Annotated in this window: 18 protein-coding genes and 1 riboswitch; of the genes, 7 read left to right on the forward strand and 11 right to left on the reverse strand. The window is 68.9% G+C overall.

Going from position 1 to position 16,299, the window contains the following annotated elements:
• Positions 1-345, forward strand: a 345-nt coding sequence (locus E3T61_RS01640) for an integrase core domain-containing protein (protein WP_134639194.1), incomplete at its 5' end; no start/stop codon positions are given.
• Here the strand turns inward: E3T61_RS01640 and E3T61_RS01645 are convergent.
• The 3 genes from E3T61_RS01645 to E3T61_RS01655 form a co-directional block, all read right to left on the reverse strand.
• Positions 342-1,925, reverse strand: coding sequence for a cation:proton antiporter (locus E3T61_RS01645; RefSeq protein ID WP_134639195.1), 1,584 nt, complete (start codon positions 1,923-1,925; stop codon positions 342-344). The two genes, E3T61_RS01640 and E3T61_RS01645, sit on opposite strands and share 4 nt — an antisense overlap.
• 67 nt (positions 1,926-1,992) lie before the next feature.
• Entirely contained in the window at positions 1,993-3,090 is a 1,098-nt protein-coding gene (locus tag E3T61_RS01650; protein WP_134639196.1) for an alanine racemase, read from the reverse strand.
• A 30-nt stretch (positions 3,091-3,120) separates the two neighbouring features.
• Positions 3,121-3,477: a YybH family protein gene (locus E3T61_RS01655; RefSeq protein WP_134639197.1), complete on the reverse strand. Its 357-nt coding sequence runs from the start codon at positions 3,475-3,477 to the stop codon at positions 3,121-3,123.
• A gap of 140 nt (positions 3,478-3,617) precedes the next feature.
• Here E3T61_RS01655 and E3T61_RS01660 point away from each other — a divergent pair, with 140 nt between their 5' ends.
• Positions 3,618-4,442, forward strand: coding sequence for a helix-turn-helix transcriptional regulator (locus E3T61_RS01660; RefSeq protein WP_134639198.1), 825 nt, complete (start codon positions 3,618-3,620; stop codon positions 4,440-4,442).
• Between the two features lie 4 nt (positions 4,443-4,446).
• On the opposite strand, the gene E3T61_RS01665 is transcribed toward E3T61_RS01660, so the two are convergent.
• The 6 genes from E3T61_RS01665 to E3T61_RS01690 form a co-directional block, all read right to left on the reverse strand.
• Positions 4,447-5,682, reverse strand: a complete 1,236-nt coding sequence (locus E3T61_RS01665) for an RNA polymerase sigma factor (protein ID WP_134639199.1) — start codon at positions 5,680-5,682, stop codon at positions 4,447-4,449.
• Positions 5,683-5,703: 21 nt separating this feature from the next.
• The gene (locus E3T61_RS01670) at positions 5,704-6,129 is read right to left on the reverse strand and encodes a YciI family protein (protein ID WP_134639200.1); all 426 of its coding nucleotides are present in this window, start codon (positions 6,127-6,129) and stop codon (positions 5,704-5,706) included.
• Between the two features lie 131 nt (positions 6,130-6,260).
• Positions 6,261-6,641, reverse strand: coding sequence for a fluoride efflux transporter CrcB (crcB, locus tag E3T61_RS01675; protein WP_134639201.1), 381 nt, complete (start codon positions 6,639-6,641; stop codon positions 6,261-6,263).
• Entirely contained in the window at positions 6,638-7,096 is a 459-nt protein-coding gene (locus E3T61_RS01680; RefSeq protein WP_241992340.1) for a FluC/FEX family fluoride channel, read from the reverse strand. Before E3T61_RS01680 ends, crcB begins: the two co-directional genes overlap by 4 nt.
• Complete coding sequence (locus E3T61_RS01685) at positions 7,096-7,836, reverse strand: 2,3-bisphosphoglycerate-dependent phosphoglycerate mutase (RefSeq protein ID WP_134639202.1); 741 nt, start codon at positions 7,834-7,836, stop codon at positions 7,096-7,098. Before E3T61_RS01685 ends, E3T61_RS01680 begins: the two co-directional genes overlap by 1 nt.
• Before the next feature lie 43 nt (positions 7,837-7,879).
• Positions 7,880-7,952, reverse strand: a riboswitch (Fluoride riboswitch).
• Between the two features lie 10 nt (positions 7,953-7,962).
• On the reverse strand, positions 7,963-8,499 hold the full coding sequence (locus tag E3T61_RS01690) for a universal stress protein (RefSeq protein ID WP_134639203.1): 537 nt from the start codon (positions 8,497-8,499) through the stop codon (positions 7,963-7,965).
• Between the two features lie 227 nt (positions 8,500-8,726).
• Here E3T61_RS01690 and E3T61_RS01695 point away from each other — a divergent pair, with 227 nt between their 5' ends.
• The 4 genes from E3T61_RS01695 (at position 8,727) to E3T61_RS01710 (ending at position 14,268) form a co-directional block, all read left to right on the forward strand.
• Positions 8,727-9,668, forward strand: a complete 942-nt coding sequence (locus E3T61_RS01695) for a carbohydrate ABC transporter permease (protein WP_134639204.1) — start codon at positions 8,727-8,729, stop codon at positions 9,666-9,668.
• A gap of 4 nt (positions 9,669-9,672) precedes the next feature.
• Positions 9,673-10,629 carry a carbohydrate ABC transporter permease gene (locus E3T61_RS01700; protein ID WP_134639205.1) on the forward strand — a complete coding sequence of 319 codons (957 nt, stop codon included), beginning with the start codon at positions 9,673-9,675 and terminating at the stop codon, positions 10,627-10,629.
• A 52-nt stretch (positions 10,630-10,681) separates the two neighbouring features.
• Positions 10,682-12,025, forward strand: a complete 1,344-nt coding sequence (locus tag E3T61_RS01705) for an ABC transporter substrate-binding protein (RefSeq protein ID WP_134639206.1) — start codon at positions 10,682-10,684, stop codon at positions 12,023-12,025.
• Between the two features lie 122 nt (positions 12,026-12,147).
• Positions 12,148-14,268: an alpha-galactosidase gene (locus tag E3T61_RS01710; protein ID WP_241992341.1), complete on the forward strand. Its 2,121-nt coding sequence runs from the start codon at positions 12,148-12,150 to the stop codon at positions 14,266-14,268.
• Between the two features lie 4 nt (positions 14,269-14,272).
• Here the strand turns inward: E3T61_RS01710 and E3T61_RS01715 are convergent, their stop codons facing one another.
• Both E3T61_RS01715 and E3T61_RS01720 read right to left on the reverse strand, forming a co-directional pair.
• Positions 14,273-15,124 carry a siderophore-interacting protein gene (locus tag E3T61_RS01715; protein ID WP_134639208.1) on the reverse strand — a complete coding sequence of 284 codons (852 nt, stop codon included), beginning with the start codon at positions 15,122-15,124 and terminating at the stop codon, positions 14,273-14,275.
• Positions 15,125-15,169: 45 nt separating this feature from the next.
• A complete protein-coding gene (locus tag E3T61_RS01720) occupies positions 15,170-15,640 on the reverse strand; it encodes a hypothetical protein (RefSeq protein WP_134639209.1) in 471 nt (156 codons plus the stop codon).
• A 126-nt stretch (positions 15,641-15,766) separates the two neighbouring features.
• On the opposite strand from E3T61_RS01720, the gene E3T61_RS01725 reads away from it, so the two are divergent.
• Positions 15,767-16,282 (forward strand): hypothetical protein, encoded by a 516-nt coding sequence (locus E3T61_RS01725; RefSeq protein WP_134639210.1) that lies wholly within the window; start codon positions 15,767-15,769, stop codon positions 16,280-16,282.
• The last annotated feature ends 17 nt before the right edge of the window (positions 16,283-16,299 follow it).

A 16,299-nucleotide genomic window follows, 5' to 3' on the forward strand; every position in this document is an offset into this window, starting at 1 on the left:
GTCCTGCAGCGGGCGATCTCGTGGTTCGCCGACCGCGGCGTGACCGTCGAGCGCGTCCTCTCCGACAACGGATCCGCCTACAAATCCCACCTTTGGCGCGACACCTGCGGCGAACTCGGCATCAAAGCAAAGAAGACCCGCCCCTACCGGCCTCAGACCAACGGAAAGATCGAACGCTTCCACCGCACCCTCGCCGACGGCTGGGCTTTCTCACGCCACTACAACAGCGAATCAGCCCGCCGCGCAGCACTACCCGGATGGCTTCACGAATACAATCACCACAGGCCCCACACCGCCATCGGAGGCAAACCACCGATCACCCGGTTAACCAACCTCCCTNACTAGTCGAGCCGCGGGGTGACGCCGGCCTGCAGGGCGTCGAGCTCGTGCCGCACGTCATCGGCGCTGCCCGGGAAGATCCGCCTGGCCATGACCGCCTCGGTGAGGGCGGCGCGCTGCCGGTCGAAGTACTCGCCGCTGGTGCTGTCGGTGCGGCCGGTGACGGCGGCAGCGGCAACCGCGCGGGCATCGGCCCGGCCCTGGTCGATCTCGGCGTCTTCGGCGGTGGTATCGATCTTCAACCGCTTGGCCAGCAGCGGCAGGGTGGAGCCCTGCAAAAGCAGGGTGCCGACCGCCACGATGAACGCCACCGTCTGGATGATGGTGCGGCCGGGGAACGGCGCCCCGGACGCGATGGTGAGCGGGATGCCACCGGCCGCGGCGAGGGTGATGATGCCGCGCATGCCGGTCCAGGACACCAGCAGGTTCTCGGCGGGGGTGAGCACGGTGACGTGGCCTCGGTCCCTGCCGCCGTCCCGGCCGAGCGGCCCGGGGCGGCCGGGTCCGCCGCGGCGACGCCGGCGACGCCGGGCGGTCGGGTCGAAGGAGGCAGCCATCCGTTTGGCGTAGATCAGCAGGGCTAGCTGGGCGCGGCCGTAGCTGAAGTACACCCAGGCGAACCGGCACAGGATGACCGTGAGCAGCACGATGAGGCCCAACCCGATGGTGGACCAGGTGGGGGTGCTCGACTCGGCGAGGTCCTCCAGCACGAACCGGAACTGCAGCCCCATGTAAGCGAAGACGAACGCCTCCAGGATGAGGTCGACGACCGGCCAGAGCGCGGCCTCCTGCAACCGGGTGCGGTAGGCCGTGGAGGGCAGGGCCGACTTCTTGCTGCCGAAGCGGGACATGCTCACGGTGAAGCCGGCCGCGACCACGGCGATGATGCCGGAGGCGTGCAACTGCTCTGAGGCGAAGTAGGCCAGGAACGGCACCAGCAGGTTCAGTCCGCTTTCGATGGTGGGGTTGCCCACCTTGCTGCGAACCATGACGACGACCCGGCCGATGACCGCACCGAGGATCAGGCCGACCGCGGCCTCCCAACCGAACAGCAGGAACGGGTTTTCGATGAACTCGCGATCTCCGGTCACGGCGGCAACCGCCACCGCGAACAGGGTGAGCGCGGCCGCGTCGTTGACCAGGCTCTCGCCGGTGAGGATCGACACCGTGCGTCGTGGCAGGCCGATTTCGCGGCCGTGACTGACTGTGGTGACCGAGTCCGGCGGCGAGACCACGGCGGCTAACACAAAAGCCCCGGCCAGGCCGAGTTCCGGGGCGATCCACGAGGTGACGAAGCCCACCACCACGGTGGTGAAGATCACCAGGACCACGCCGAGGCCGAGGATGCTGCGCAGGTTCTTGAGGAAGGCGAACAGGGAGAAGTTCAGCGTGGCCGAGTACAGCAGCGGCGGGATCACGACCCCGAGGATCAGCTCGGGGTCGAGTTCCAGCCGGGGCAGGCCGGGGATGAACGAGATGGCCGCGGCCAGGGTGACCGTGACGATGCCGGCCTGCAGCCCGCGCAGATGGGCGAACGCGGCGATGACCAGCGCGCCAGTCATCACAAGGAGCAGCTGGACGTCCATGGTGCCTGTCTTTCTGTGGTGTCGTGCCAGTCTCCCCTATCGGACAGGCCCGAAATCTCCCCGCAGGTCAGGTATTCGCACCGCGCGCATCCACGGGCCATCGCCCGACGATGGCGCCGTCGCGCACGACCAGGTATTCGTCGGCCAGATTCACGGCGATGCAGACGTGATTGGGAACGACGCTGATCTGGCTGCCGGTGGGAAGATCGACCCCGGTGATGGTCGCGTGGTGTTCCGACACCGCGGTGATGCGCGCGTCGTGGTGATCGAGCAGTCGACCGAAGCCGGTCGAGAAGGATGCCCGATCGAAGCCGAGTACCTTGCTGCCCGCATCGGCGATGAGGTGGTTGTCCCGGTGGGACACCACCGTGGTGCGCACGGTGAGTGCGATGTCCTCCGGCGTCGACATCCCGAGCTCCCACTGTTGCGCGTCGCGAAACACGTACACGCCGGGGCGCAGCTCGGTGAGTACGGTGGCATCGGCGAACTCGGCAGATGGTGTGGAGCCGCCGCTGACGATCCGGGCGCTCACGCCCACGGCGGCCAACGCGGCGACGGCGTCGGCCAGCTCGCGAGCTTCGTCGACCGCGGCCGCCCGCCGGCCCGCCGGGGAGTAGCTGTGCCCGGGGAAGGTGAACACCCCGGCGACGTCGAGGCCGGCCTGCACTGCGGCGGACGCGACGGATGCCGCGTGGGCGGCCACAACTCCGCTGCGATGGTGCCCGGAGTCGATCTCGACCAGCACCGCGAGCCGATCGAAAAGCCCGGCGGCGGCCTGGGCGGCACGCTCGGCACCCTCGGTCGAGTCGATGCCGATGAGGAGGGGCCCGGTCCCTGCCGGGCTCGCTTCGAGCAGGCGCCGAAGGCGGGCGGTCTTGTCGGCGTCGAGCCAGAGCGGATAGGCGATGAAGATGTCGGTGAAGCCGGCGGCGGCGAAGACCTCGGCCTCGGCGAGCGTGGCGACGGTGATGCCCGCGGCGCCGGCGTCGACCTGGCGGCGGGCGATCTCGACGGACTTGTGCGTCTTCACGTGCGGACGCAGCGTGAGCCCGCGCTCGGACGCGAAGGCGGCCATCGCTGCGATGTTGCGGTCCAGCCGCGCCTCGTCGAGCACGAGCGACGGAGTGGGCAGGTCGGCGAGGCGGTCCGGTTCGCGAGCGGTCATACCCCAGTCTGGCAGTCGACCGGTGTGCGCCTACAGGAGGTCCGCCTGCACTCGCGCGAGCTTCTGACCGGCGAAGGTGATGTCGAACGTTCCGCCTGTCCGTCCGCCGGGAAAGTCGCCGGTGAAGTCCACCTCGACGTGCAGGGAGTTCTCCCTGGCCTCGGTGCTCACCAGCCGGGTCTGGGTGTTGTAGCCGTCGAAGTAGCTCTGGAAGTAGCGGGCGATACCCGGCTTACCGGTGAAGGCTTCGCCGACTGACGGGTCGTCGAGCACGGCGTCGTCGGCGAAGAAGGCGAGGTACTGATCGACATCGTGGGTGTTGGTGGCGGTGATCCACGCGTCGACGAGGGCGGTCTGGGCGGTGCTGGTCTGGTTGGTGTTGGGCATGTCGAGTCGTCTTCCGGTCGGTTCGCCGCGGGCGGCGGGGGAGGTTGTGTAGTTCTTCGAGTCTCATGGTCACCGCCGCCGCCTGCCAGGGTGGGCTGCACCCTGCCAGGGCGTGGGCGGGTGCAACTAACGTGGGCGGTATGCCCGCCCAGACCAGTCCCCTCGGAGACTTCCTCCGCGCCCAGCGCGCCCGGATCTCTCCGGGTGACGTGGGGCTGCCCGACCTGGCCGGCCGTCGGGTCAGCGGACTCCGCCGGGAGGAGGTCGCCGTGCTGGCCGGGGTGAGCGTTGACTATTACACCCGGCTCGAGCAGGGCCGGGAGCGCACGCCATCCGCCCAGGTGGTCGAGTCGATCTGCGCGGCCCTCCGACTGAGCCGGGATGCCCGCGAGCACGCCTTCCGCCTGGCGCGGCTCGCGCCGCGCGACGAGGCTGCCCGTGGCGCGGTGAGTGCCGACCTCCGGCAGCTGATGGATGCGTTCCCCGACTCGGCCGCCTACGTCGTGGATGCGGCGTTCCGGGTGATCGCAGCCAATCCGACGGCCCAGGCGTTGCTCGGCGAAACGCAAATCGACGACGCACTCGACTTCCTGTTCCGCAATCCCGCGGCCCGGGAGTACTTCGTGGAGTGGGACGTCGTCGCCCGCGCCACGGTGAGCGCACTCCGCCTCGCCGTCGGTCACACGCCGCCGCATCCCGACCTGATTCCCACCATCGACGGGCTGCTTCGGGAGAGCTCCGCCTTCGCCGCGCTGTGGGCCGATCACGCCGTGGCCGGGCTGAACATCACCCATAAGATCATCAACCACCCCGACGTCGGTCGGCTGGAGCTGACCTACCAGACCCTGGACGTGCGAGATGCGCCCGGCCAGCAGCTGACCGTCGCGACCGCACCCGCCGGTTCGCCGAGCGCGGACGCCCTCGCGCTGCTCGGTACCGTGCGGGCCACCCGAGCCAGGAACTGACCGGTCAGAGCGCAGCGGCTTTGGCGAGCAAGACACCCCGCTCGCGCTCATTCCCGGTGAGCGCTGCCGCGGTCACGAACTCCGAACGCGCCTCCTCGGCCCGGCCGAGCCGGGCCAGCAGTTCGCCGCGCACGCTCGGCAACAGCGACGAGCCGCGCAGCGCGCCGGCGTCGGCCAGGCCGTCCACGATGCGCAGGGCGGATGCCGGACCGGTCGCCATCGATACCGCCACCGCCCGGTTGAGGTCCACCACCGGGTTCGGCGCGATACGGCCGAGGGCCTCGTAAAGCAGCACGATCCGGGCCCAATCGGTCTCGTCGATACTCGGCGCGGTGGCATGGCACTCCGCGATCGCGGCCTGCAGGGCGTAGCTGCCCCGGCCACGGCCCAGCGTATCCGCCCGGGCCAGCGCCGCCTGGCCGCGGCCGATCTGGGCGCGGTCCCAACGGGCCCGGTCCTGGTCGGCCAGCAGGACGGGGGTGCCGTCCGGGCGCACCCTGGCGCCGAACCTGGACGCCTGCAGCTCCATCAGCGCCACGAGCGCGTTCACCTCCGGCTCCCGCGGGGTGAGGCCGGCCAGCACCCGGCCGAGGCGCAGCGCCTCGTTGGCCAGGTCGGTACGCATCCACTGCTCGCCCGCGGTGGCGGCGTAGCCCTCGGTGAAGATCAGGTAGACCACGCCGAGCACCGAGCCGAGCCGGGCCCGCCACTCGCTCGGGTCGGGTGCCTCAAACGGCACCTTCGCGGCGGCCAGGGTCTTCTTGGCGCGCACGATGCGCTGCTGGATGGTGGCGACCGGCAACAGGAACAGGCGGGCGATCTCCTCGGTGCTGAGCCCGCCGATCAACCGCAGCGTCAACGCCACCTGGGCTTCGCGGGCGATGACGGGGTGGCAGGCGATGAACACCAGGCGCAACACGTCGTCATCGATCGGCTGCCAGGCATCCGGGCCCTCGTGGGGCCCGGTCGCCAGGTCGTGGGCGATCGCCTGGTAACGCTCGTCCAGGCGCTCGCGCCGCCGCCAGGTGTCGATGGCCTTGCGCTTGGCCACCGCGGTGAGCCAGGCCCCCGGGTTGTGCGGGATGCCCGTCTCCGGCCACTGCCGGAGCGCGTCGACGACGGCCTCCTGGGCGAGGTCCTCGGCCAGCACCACGTCGTTGGTCACCCTGGCGAGGGTGGCGACGATCCGGGCGCCCTCGATACGCCAGACCGCCGCCACTGTGCGCCCGGTGTCGACCATGGTGCCCGCCTGCCGTTCCGGCTAGACCTGGCCGCTCTCCACGCGCCAGGTCTCCTGCTGCATGAGCCGCGGGTTGTCGGCGAATTCGCCGAAGTCGCTCATCTCGGTCACCCGGCGAACCTCGAGCTTCGACCCGGGGCCGAGCGGGCACCGGCTCGCCCACTCGATGGCCTCCTCCTTGGAGGCGACCTGGATCATCCAGAAGCCGCTGAACAGCTCATGGGTCTCGCCGTAGGGGCCGTCCGTCACGAGGGGCGGGTCGGCGGTGAAGTCGACCACGAAGTTGTCGGCCATCGAGTCGGCCAGGCCGTCGCCGGCGAGCATCACGCCGGCCTTGAGCAGCGCCTCGTTGTACGCGCCCATCTTCTCGATGATTTCGTTGAAGTCGGCCTTCTCGTAGTCCTGGCGGGCGGCGTCGGTTGCTCGCATGATCAGCATGTACTTCATCGGATTCTCCTTGGTTTCCGGGGCGCCGAATGCGTCCCTCTACAAAGTCGTCGAACAGCATCCACCCCGATCGACATGGCGGTGAAAGAAATTCAAGCAGTTCCGAGAGCCCGGCTCAATCGAATTCAGCGCTACTGGACGCCCAGGCCCAGCCAGAGCCCGAGGAAGGCCGAGGACACGGCGAGCACGAGCATGCCGAGCGCGTTGACCAGGGCTGAGAGCGACCGGCGGTCCTGCGCCAGACGCGCGGTCTCCACGCTGGCGGTGCTGAAGGTGGTGAAGCCGCCCATCAGGCCGCCGCCGAGTACCAGGTGCCAGGCCTCCGGCAGCCATGCCGCGAGGGCGAGCCCCGTGATCAGGCCGAGCAGCAGCGAACCGATCACGTTGATCAGCAGGGTGCCCACCGGCAGGGCGGTCTTCACCCGGGCGCGCACGACGCCGTCCAGGAAGAGCCGCAGGGCCGCACCGGCGCCGCCGGCCAGGGCCACGGCCACGAACAACAGGGGAGTCATGAGGCCGCCGGTCTGGTCCGGCCGGCCCGATGCCGGCACAGGGCCCCGCCGGCGCCGATGCCGGCCCAGGAAGCCAGGGCGCCGACCAGGACTGTGCCCAGCGCGTAGAGCAGCGCCGTGCCGATCCGGTTGTCGGCCAGCAGCAGACTGGTGTCGGTGGCCAGGGCGCTGTAGGTGGTGAAGCCGCCGAGCACCCCGGTGCCCAGCAGCAACCGCAGCTGTCGGCGCCGGCCCTCATCGGGGCCGCGGCGGGTCAGGGTCTCCAACAGCAGCCCGAGCAGGAACGCGCCGACGATGTTGATCCCCACGATCACCACCGCCACCCCGGCCACCGGCGGGACCGAGATCGCCAGGAGCTCCCGCAGCGCGGTCCCCATGGTGCCGCCGGCGAACACGAGTGCGAGGTACTGCCAGCGCAGGTGCACCGGACGCGGCGCGGCATCCGGATCCATCATCAGGTGCCGCCGTCGAGGGTGAGGGCGAGGGCCGCAGCCTCGGCACGCGGGGCGTCGAGGTACCGCCGGCCGCCGGCCTGATAGACGAGCGGATGCCCGGTGGGCAGATTGAGCCGGTGGATGGCGGACTTGTCGAGGTGCTCGAGCACGGCGCAGTAGGCGCGCAGCGAGTTGCCGTGAGCCACGACCAGCACGGTGCGATCCGCCGCCAGCAGCGGCACGATCCGTTCGGCATGGAAGTCGCCGATGCGGGCCATCACGTTCCGCAGGGATTCGGTGCGGGTAAGGGCCAGGGCGGGCAGGCCGCGGAACAGGGCGGTGCGCTGGAAGGCCGCGAACTGTTCGTCGGACAGGGGTGGGGGAGCGGTGTCGACCGAACGCCGCCAGGCCAGGAACTGCTCCTCGCCGGCCTCGGCGCGCACGTCGTCCTTGTGCCGGCCGGTCAAGGCGCCGTAGTTGCGTTCGTTCAGCCGCCAGTCGGTGCCGACCGTGGTCGCCGGCAGGTTCAGCGCGGCGGCGACGATCGCGGCTGTCTGCGCGGCGCGCTGCAGGGGAGACACGAAGACCGCATCCGGCACCAGGTCGTGCGTCAGCAACAGGCCCGCTGCGGTGCCGGCCTCATCGGCGCCCGACGGCGACAGCCCGGGGTCGAGGATGCCGGTGAACAGGCCGGCGGCATTCGCGGTGCTTTGGCCGTGGCGGAGCAGTACGAGGGATCCACCGCTCGGTCTCGCCGCCACCGCTCACCCACCAGTCTCGTCGGCCGGTGTCGGCACGACTAAGAAGTCGGTAGGAACCATCAGCGCAATCGGCGGTTCGAGCGGGCGCTCAGGTGGGATCCATCACCACGCAAAAGGGTACACCGCTCAATCGGACTCCCAGGGCAGGTCATCGTCGAACGACACCGGTGACAGGGGGATGACCACGACGGGCCGGTTCTGCCGGTGGGCGAGGTGCATCGCTATCGAACCGGCGAAGAACTCCTGCAGGCTGCCGCGTACAGTGCCGTCCCGGGTGCCGACCACGATCATCACCGCCCGCAGCGACTCGGCGAGCTGCCCGAGCGCCCTGGCCGGGTCGCCGGAGAGTTGCCTTGTGCTCCAGGTGATGGCATGAACGCCCAGGATCCGGTCCAGATGTGCAGCGAGGTAAGGGCTGAACCCATCGGAATGGGGCGGTGCAGCGGCCGCCGAGCCGGTTCCCGAGGCATCGGCGAGGGCGTCGATGGCCGGCCCCGCCGGCGGGGTGGTGTCGGCATGGTCGGGCCGTGGGTGGCGCCCCGGATCCACCCAGGCGCACACGAGTTCGGCGTCGAAGCGCGCCGCGAATACCGCGGCCTGCAGCACGACTCCGTCGGCCTGACCGGGATAGACGCCCACAACCACACGGCTTCGGATGCTCATGGCGCCCAGAGTGACAGAAGAGTCCCCCTAGCGGTAGGCCCCGTTCAGGATCTGTGGACACCGATAACTTTGTTTCCTGGTTGAAAATAGTCAGGCCCAGATCATCGAACATTTCGACAGCTTCCGAGTGATTTTGACCAATTATCACGATTTGAACAGAGCTGTTGACGCAGTTCCTTGCAACATGCAAGGATCTCTCTCAACAACGAAGTTATGGAGGCCGTCCCATGGTGGTGACCGCACTGAAGGAACCCGCGTCGCTTGCGACCCGGAGAACACCCAGAGTGAAGACCGGACGCAGGGACTCGCAAACGCGGGCCGCGATCCTCTTCCTCGTCCCGGCGAGTATCGGCTTCCTGGTCTTCTTCGCCTGGCCCACGCTGCGCGGCCTGTACCTCAGCTTCACTGACTACAACCTGCTGCGGCCGCCGACCTTCATCGGCCTGGACAACTACATCGCGATCGCCGCCGACCCGGTGTTCTGGAACTCGCTCAAGGTGACCCTCGAGTACGTGGTCATCAATGTGGGCGTGCAGACCGTCGCGGCGCTGGCGCTGGCCGTGCTGATGCAACGCTTCACCCGCTCGATGGTGGTGCGCGGCGTGATCATGCTGCCCTACCTGATCGCCAACGTGATCGTGGCGCTGGTCTGGTTCTGGCTGGCCGACTACAACCTGGGCCTGATCAACGCGGCCCTGGACGCTGTGGGCCTGGGCAAGATCGGGTTCTTCGGCAACGAGGACCTCGCCATGGGCACGATCGCCATGGTGAACGTCTGGCGGCACCTCGGCTACACGGCCCTGCTGCTCTTCGCCGGACTTCAGGCGATCCCGCGCGACGTCTACGAGGCCGCCGAGGTCGACGGTGCCGGCGAGTGGCGGGTGTTCCGCAGCGTCACCCTGCCGCTCCTGCGTCCGGTGCTCGCGTTCGTGCTCGTCGTCACGGTCGTCGGCTCGTTCCAGATCTTCGACACCATCGCCGTCACCACCGGCGGAGGCCCCGTCGATGCGACCAGGGCCATCAACTACTACATCTACCAACGAGCCTTCGAGCGACTGGACTTCGGCTACGCCTCGGCCCTGGCCGTGATCCTGATGATCCTCCTCGCCGCCATCGCCCTGGTGCAGAACAAGCTGCTGCGGGCCAACGAGTCAGACCTGGAGAGATAGCACCATGGCCATCATCGCCTTCAAGACGCCCAAGCGTCCGTCCCTCTCCGCCAAGCGTGCGGCCAACGCCGAGGATGCCGCCCTGGCCAAGTCCAAGGTCTCGCTGTTCTTCGGTCGGCTGGCCCTGGTCGTCGTGATCCTGATCACGTTGTTCCCCATCTACTGGATGTTCCGCACTGCCTTCAGCAACAACCGGGCCATGTTCTCCGAACCGCTCAGCCTGTTGCCCGTGGACTTCACCTTCGGCCCCCTGCAGCGGGTGCTCGGCCTGGCCACGACCGAGGAAGCGCTGGCGGAGGGCGGCTCCGGCGCATCCATCAACTTCGGCCAGTACATGCTCAACTCGGTGCTGGCCTGCACCCTGATCACGGTGCTTCAGGTCACCTTCAGCTCGATGGCCGCCTACGCGTTCGCGTTGCTGAACTGGAAGGGCCGGGACAAGGTCTTCGCGATCTTCCTGATCGCCCTGATGGTGCCCGGTATCTTCACCCTGCTGCCCAACTTCATCCTGGTGAAAGACCTCGGCCTGCTCAACACCATCCTCGGCATCGCCCTTCCGGCGATGTTCATGACCCCGTTCGCGATCTTCTTCCTGCGGCAATTCTTTCTGGGCGTGAACCGCAGCATCATCGAGGCGGCCGTGATCGACGGCGCCAATCACTGGCGCATCTTCAGCCGGATCGTCGTGCCACTGGCGTGGCCGCAGATCATCACCCTGGGCATCCTGCAGTTCATCCAATACTGGAACGACTATCTCTGGCCATTCCTGGTCGGCCAGAGCGAAACCTCCAAGCTGCTCACCGTGGGCCTGGGCATCTTCAAATCCCAGACCCCGCAGGGCAACCCCGACTGGGCCGGCCTGATGGCCGGAGCCCTCGTCGCGGCCGTGCCGATCTTCATCCTGATGCTCGTCTTCGGTCGCAAGATCGTGGGCTCCATCCAGTCTTCCGGCGTCAAGTAACCGCGCCCCTCCCCATCCCGCACCAGAACCCCAAGAGAAAGAGAACACGACCATGAAGAAGAACCGACTGGCGATCCTGACCCTCGCCGCGATTCCTCTCGCCCTCACCGGATGCTCCGCGTCAGCGGGATCCGATTCGGCCGAAGGAGTCACCCTGTCCTACGGCCTGTGGGACGCGAACCAGCTGCCCGCCTATGAGCAGTGCGCAGCGGACTTCCACGACGCCAACCCCACCATCACCGTCGATGTGGAGCAGCTGGGCTGGGACGACTACTGGAACAAGATCAACACCGGCTTCGTCTCCGGCGAGAACTACGACGTCTTCACCGGCCACCTGGCCAACTTTCCCGAGTTCATGCTCAACGAGCAGATCCTGCCGCTTGACGACTACATCAAGGCCGACGGGGTCGACCTCTCTGTCTACCAGGCCGGTCTCGCCGACCTCTGGAAGGGGTCCGACGATAAGCAGTACGGCCTGCCCAAGGACTTCGACACCGTGGCCCTGTTCTACAACAAGCAGTTCACCGACGCCGCCGGCCTCACCGCCGAGCAGCTGGGCGCCCTGGACTGGAACCCCGAAGACGGCGGTAGCTACGAGGCCACCATCGCGCACCTCACCGTGGACACCAACGGCGTGCGCGGCGACGAGGCCGGCTTCGACAAGTCGAACGTGGAAACCTACGGCCTGTGGATGGAGAACTCCGGTGGCGCCGACGGCCAGACTCAGTGGGCCTACCTGACCGAGACCAACGGCTGGACGCAGACCAACGGCGCCTGGGGCGACGAGTACAACTTCGACGACCCGGCCTTCCAGGACACCATCGACTGGTGGTACTCCCTGGTGGAGAAGGGCTACATGCCCACCTTCGAGGCGCAGACGGGCATCGGTTGGGCCGATCAGCTCGCCGCAGGCAAGGCCGCACTGGTCGGCAACGGATCGTGGATGACCGGCGCCGTATTCGGTTCGGCCAGCGACACCTTCACGCCGGCCATCGCTCCCACCCCGGTGGGCCCGAGCGGCGAGCGCGCCTCGATGCTCAACGGCCTCGCCGACAACATCTGGGCCGGCACCGACCACGCTGACGAGTCCTGGGAATGGGTGAAGTACCTGGGCTCGAGCGCCTGCCAGGACGTCGTCGCCGACGCGGCCGTCGTGTTCCCCGCGATCACCACGGCGACGGACAAGGCAGTGGAGGCCTTCGCGGCCAAGGACATCGACGTCAGCCCGTTCATCGTTCAGGTGGACGACGACACGACGTTCCTCTACTCGATCACCGACCACCGCTCCGATGTGCTCGCCCTCGTCACCCCGGCGATGGAATCGATCATGTCGGGCAAGTCAACGGCCAGCTCGATGACGGCCGTGAACGAGCAGGTCAACGCGCTGTTCAAGTAACACCGCTCGCCCAACCGTTGCCGATGCGGACATCTGCGGCCGGTACGCCGGACGCAGATGTCCGCTCGGGGAACAGTTGGGCGCGCATCCCCCCTTCACTCTCTCGACCACAAGGACCTGCCGTGCCCCAGTTCGCAACCACCGCCAGCCCCGACACCGTGATCGACCTGGTCGCCGACGGAGTGTGCGTCCGTGTCGACCTGTCGTCCGGGACCCCGGTGATCCAGCATTGGGGCGCCGAACTCGGTGCCGGTGATCTCGCCGACCTGCTGCACGACGGAGTGCCGCAGTCGAACATCGACGAACCTGTGCTGCCCGGTCTCTGGCGGGAGAACGCCCGTGGCTTCCTCGGCCGTCCGGCGGTTCTCGGGCACCGGGGCGGCGCCGACTGGTCGCAGCTGTTCAGCATCAGCCGGGTCGAGTCGACGGCGCAGACGCTCACTGTCGAGTCGACGGATGCCGTGGCCGGCCTCACGGTCTGCGTCACCTTCGACCTGCAGCCGTCCGGTGTGCTCCTGATCAGCCAGGCCGTCACCAACGACGCCGGCACCCCCTTCGACCTGGCCGAACTCACCACCTGGCTGCCACTGCCCGACGCCGCGGCCGAGACCCTCGACTTCACCGGGCGTTGGCTCAAGGAACGCCAGCCGCAGCGCCGCCCGATCCAGGTGGGCACCTGGGCCCGGGAGATCCGGGAGGGCCGTTCCGGCCACGACTACACCATCGTGCAACTCGCACTCAGCTCAGGTGCGGACTACCAGGCCGGGTCGGTGTGGAGCACCGGCCTGCTCTGGAGCGGCAACACCAGGCACCTGGTGGAACGGCTGCCGAACGGGCAGACCGCCGTCGGCGCCGGCGAGCTCCTGCTGCCCGGCGAGTCGATCCTGGCCCCCGGCGCGAGCTACGCTGCGCCCACCGTGGCGGCCACATTCTCGGCCACGGGTATCGACGGCATGACCGACCGGCTCTACCGCTGGCTCCGGGCCCGGCCGCAGCATCCGGCCCGGCCGCGCCCGTTGACGCTGAACGTGTGGGAAGCCGTGTACTTCGACCACGACCTGGCCAAGCTCGGTGCCCTCGTCGATGCGGCGGCCGAGGTGGGGGTGGAGCGTTTTGTGCTTGACGACGGTTGGTTCCTCGGCCGCCGCAACGACTTCGCCGGTCTCGGCGACTGGGTCGTGGACCGGTCCGTGTGGCCAGACGGGCTGACGCCCCTGGCCGAGAGGGTGGCTGCGGCCGGGATGGAATTCGGGCTCTGGTTCGAGGGCGAGATGGTCAACGTCGACTCCGAGGTGTACCGGGCGCATCCCGAATGGATCTTCCAGGCCGGCGGGCGCATCCCCCCGGAGGCCCGGCACCAGCAGGTGCTCGACCTGGGCCACCCCGGTGCCTACGCACACGTGCTCGGGCAGGTCGACGCGATCCTCACCGAATACGGGATCAGCTACATCAAGTGGGACCACAACCGGGTGCTCACCGAACCGGCCCACCTCGGCGTGGCCGGGGTGCGCCGCCAGACCGAGGCGATCTACCGGCTCTTCGACGAGCTCAAGCGCCGGCACCCGCGTCTGGAGATCGAATCCTGTTCCTCCGGCGGCGGCCGGGTTGACCTGGGCATGGCCCAGCACGCCGACAGGTTCTGGACCTCCGACTGCAATGACGCTCTCGAGCGCCAACACATCCAGCGGTACACCCAGTTCGCCATCCCGCCCGAGCTGCTCGGCACCCACATCGGTCCCACCCACTCGCACACCACCGGGCGCACCCATGCCCTGTCGTTCCGGGCGATCACGGCCTTGTTCGGGCACGCCGGCATCGAGTGGGACATCACCGAGGCCAGCCCTGCCGAGCGGGCCGCGCTGGTCACCTGGGCCGCGTACTACAAGCAGAAGCGCGCCCTGCTGCACACCGGCCGGGTGGTGCGCGCCGACCCGGCCGGCGACACCGCGCTGGTGCACGGAGTCGTGGCGCAGGACGGCGGCGAGGCCCTGTTCGCCTACGTGCAACTCGCGGCCGCCGGCGCCAGCATCCCGCCGCGCATCCTGCTGCCCGGGCTCGACACCACCGCGCGCTACCGGGTGCGGATGGTGGAACCGGCCGGTCCGGCCGGCACCACCCAGGCCCAGCAGCCGCGCTGGCTGGCCGGGCTGGAGAGCGATGGCGCGGCGCTGGCCCAGGTGGGGCTGCGGCCGCCGATCCTCTACCCGGAGACGGCCATCCTCATCGAGGTGACCCGGCTCTGACGCCTCATCGGGCCGGCGGTGACGGCCGCTCGGCGACGGGGAGGATCTGGCCGACCGGTTCACGCTTCTCGGCCTGGAACCGGTCCTCGGTGCGGCCCTGGGCCCAGTAGCCCGACAGGGAGAGTTCGGATCGCAGCACACCGCGGGCGGAGAAGATCTCGCGGAGCCCCTTCATCGCCGTGCGCTCCCCGTGCGCGAACACCTGCGGCCGGCCGGGCAGCCAGGCCGCCGCATCCACGGCCTCGGCCAGCACAGACGGACCGGACTCGAACAGCCACTGGATCTGCACCGCATCAGGAGCGACGAGGTCGAGCATCTCGGTCGAATCCGCCGCCTGGAGGAAGGCCAGGCCCTGTGCTGTCGCCGGCAACGCCGCCAGGGCGGAGGCGATCGCCGGCAGCGCGGACTGGTCGCCGGCGAACAGGTGCCATGCCGCGGCCGGATCCGGCGCATACGCGCCGCTGGGCCCGGAGAAGGTGAGCGGGTCGCCCGGCCGGGCCGCGTTGGCCCAGGGGCCGGCCAGCCCCTCGTCGCCGTGCACGACGAAGTCGATGGACAGGGTGCGCGCCTCGAGGTCGACCTGGCGCACCGTGTACGTGCGGGTCACCGGTAGGTCCTCGGGAGCCAGTCGTTCCCGCAGCGCCGGCACGTCGAACGGTGGGGTGAGCCCGAGCTCCGGCTTCGCGAAGTAGATCTTCACGTATTTGTCGGTGGAGTCGTTCGTCACGAAGTTGTCGAACTGGTCGCCGCCGAGCACGATCCGCACCAGGTGGGGGCTCAGCTGTTCGCGGCGTTCGACGTGGAGGGTGATCTGCGGCCGGACGGGGCGGGCCGGTGCCAGGGTGGAAGTAGTCATCCAGACCTACCCTAAGTTAGGTAACCCTCACCACGCAATGCGCGGCTAGCCGAAGCGCAGGATACGGAATCCTGCCGCGTCCAGCGTGGCGAGCCCGACCCGTTGCCGCAGGGTGCGCTCTTTCTGACCGGGTATGACGTTGGACAGCGCCAGAGCCACGTGGAACAGGACCTCGGCGGCGACCAGGCGCTGCAGCTTCGGCGGAGCGAGCTTGGTTCGGCGGCTCTGCACCACAACGATGCGCACGGCGTCCGGCGCGATGTGGTCGTCCAGCTCCCGCAGCATCGAGGCCGCCTTCACCAGGGAGGAGCGCCGGGCGTCTCGTTGGATGGCCAGCACGACCACGCGGGCCGGCTGCGTCGAGGACGCGTGGTCGGTTTCCGGGATTCCCGCCGAGCGGGCTCCCGTGCGCATCACGGTGAGGAGTTGCTCGGCGTCCCCCTCCAGGAGGACCGGCGCAGTCAGGACATGGGCGGCGAGCGCCCGCAATCGTTCGGCCCGTCTCTTCCGTGTCATGCGGCCCCCTCTGTCCGATGTGTTCCATTCTCCGGCAAACCGGTCCCGGGCGGCCTAGACAGCGTCGGCCGGTCGGGGCAAAGATCGTTCCAATGAGCGCCGACCGCCGGCGCGGAACGGATGCCCGTGAACGCCCAGACAACGAAGCGCTGGTCCAGCGCGTGGCTGCGGCAGGAATTCGTGACCCAGGAACTGATCTCGGGCACCGTGTTGGTGAGTGTCGTGATCGCGGTGGCCGACGAAGCCGGCGGCATCCTGGATGTCTTCGCGATCACGCTGCTCAGCGTGCTGATCTTCTGGGCCACCGAGGTTTTCGCGCACACCGTTGCCGCGCAGCGGCGCCGACCCGACACCGAGACCGTGCGGCTGCGGGCGTCGATCCGGTCGGCGGTCAGGGACTCCCGCGGGCTCCTCCTGGCGGGGATCCCCCCGTTGATCTTCCTGTTGCTCGGCCTGGTCGGGATGGGTGGCGGTGAGGTGGCCTACTGGACGGCGCTCTGGGTCGAGGTCGCCATCCTGGCCGCGGCGGGCTGGATCGCCTTCGGCGGCCTGAGCGTGGCCTGGTACTGGCGGGTGTGCGGCGCCGCGGCCACGGCGGCCCTGGGCCTGCTCGCCATGCTGCTGAAGATCCTGGTGCACTGACCGGCAGCACTACCTGC

The organism is Cryobacterium lactosi (assembly GCF_004403945.1).
Classification (GTDB): Bacteria; Actinomycetota; Actinomycetes; order Actinomycetales; family Microbacteriaceae; genus Cryobacterium; species Cryobacterium lactosi.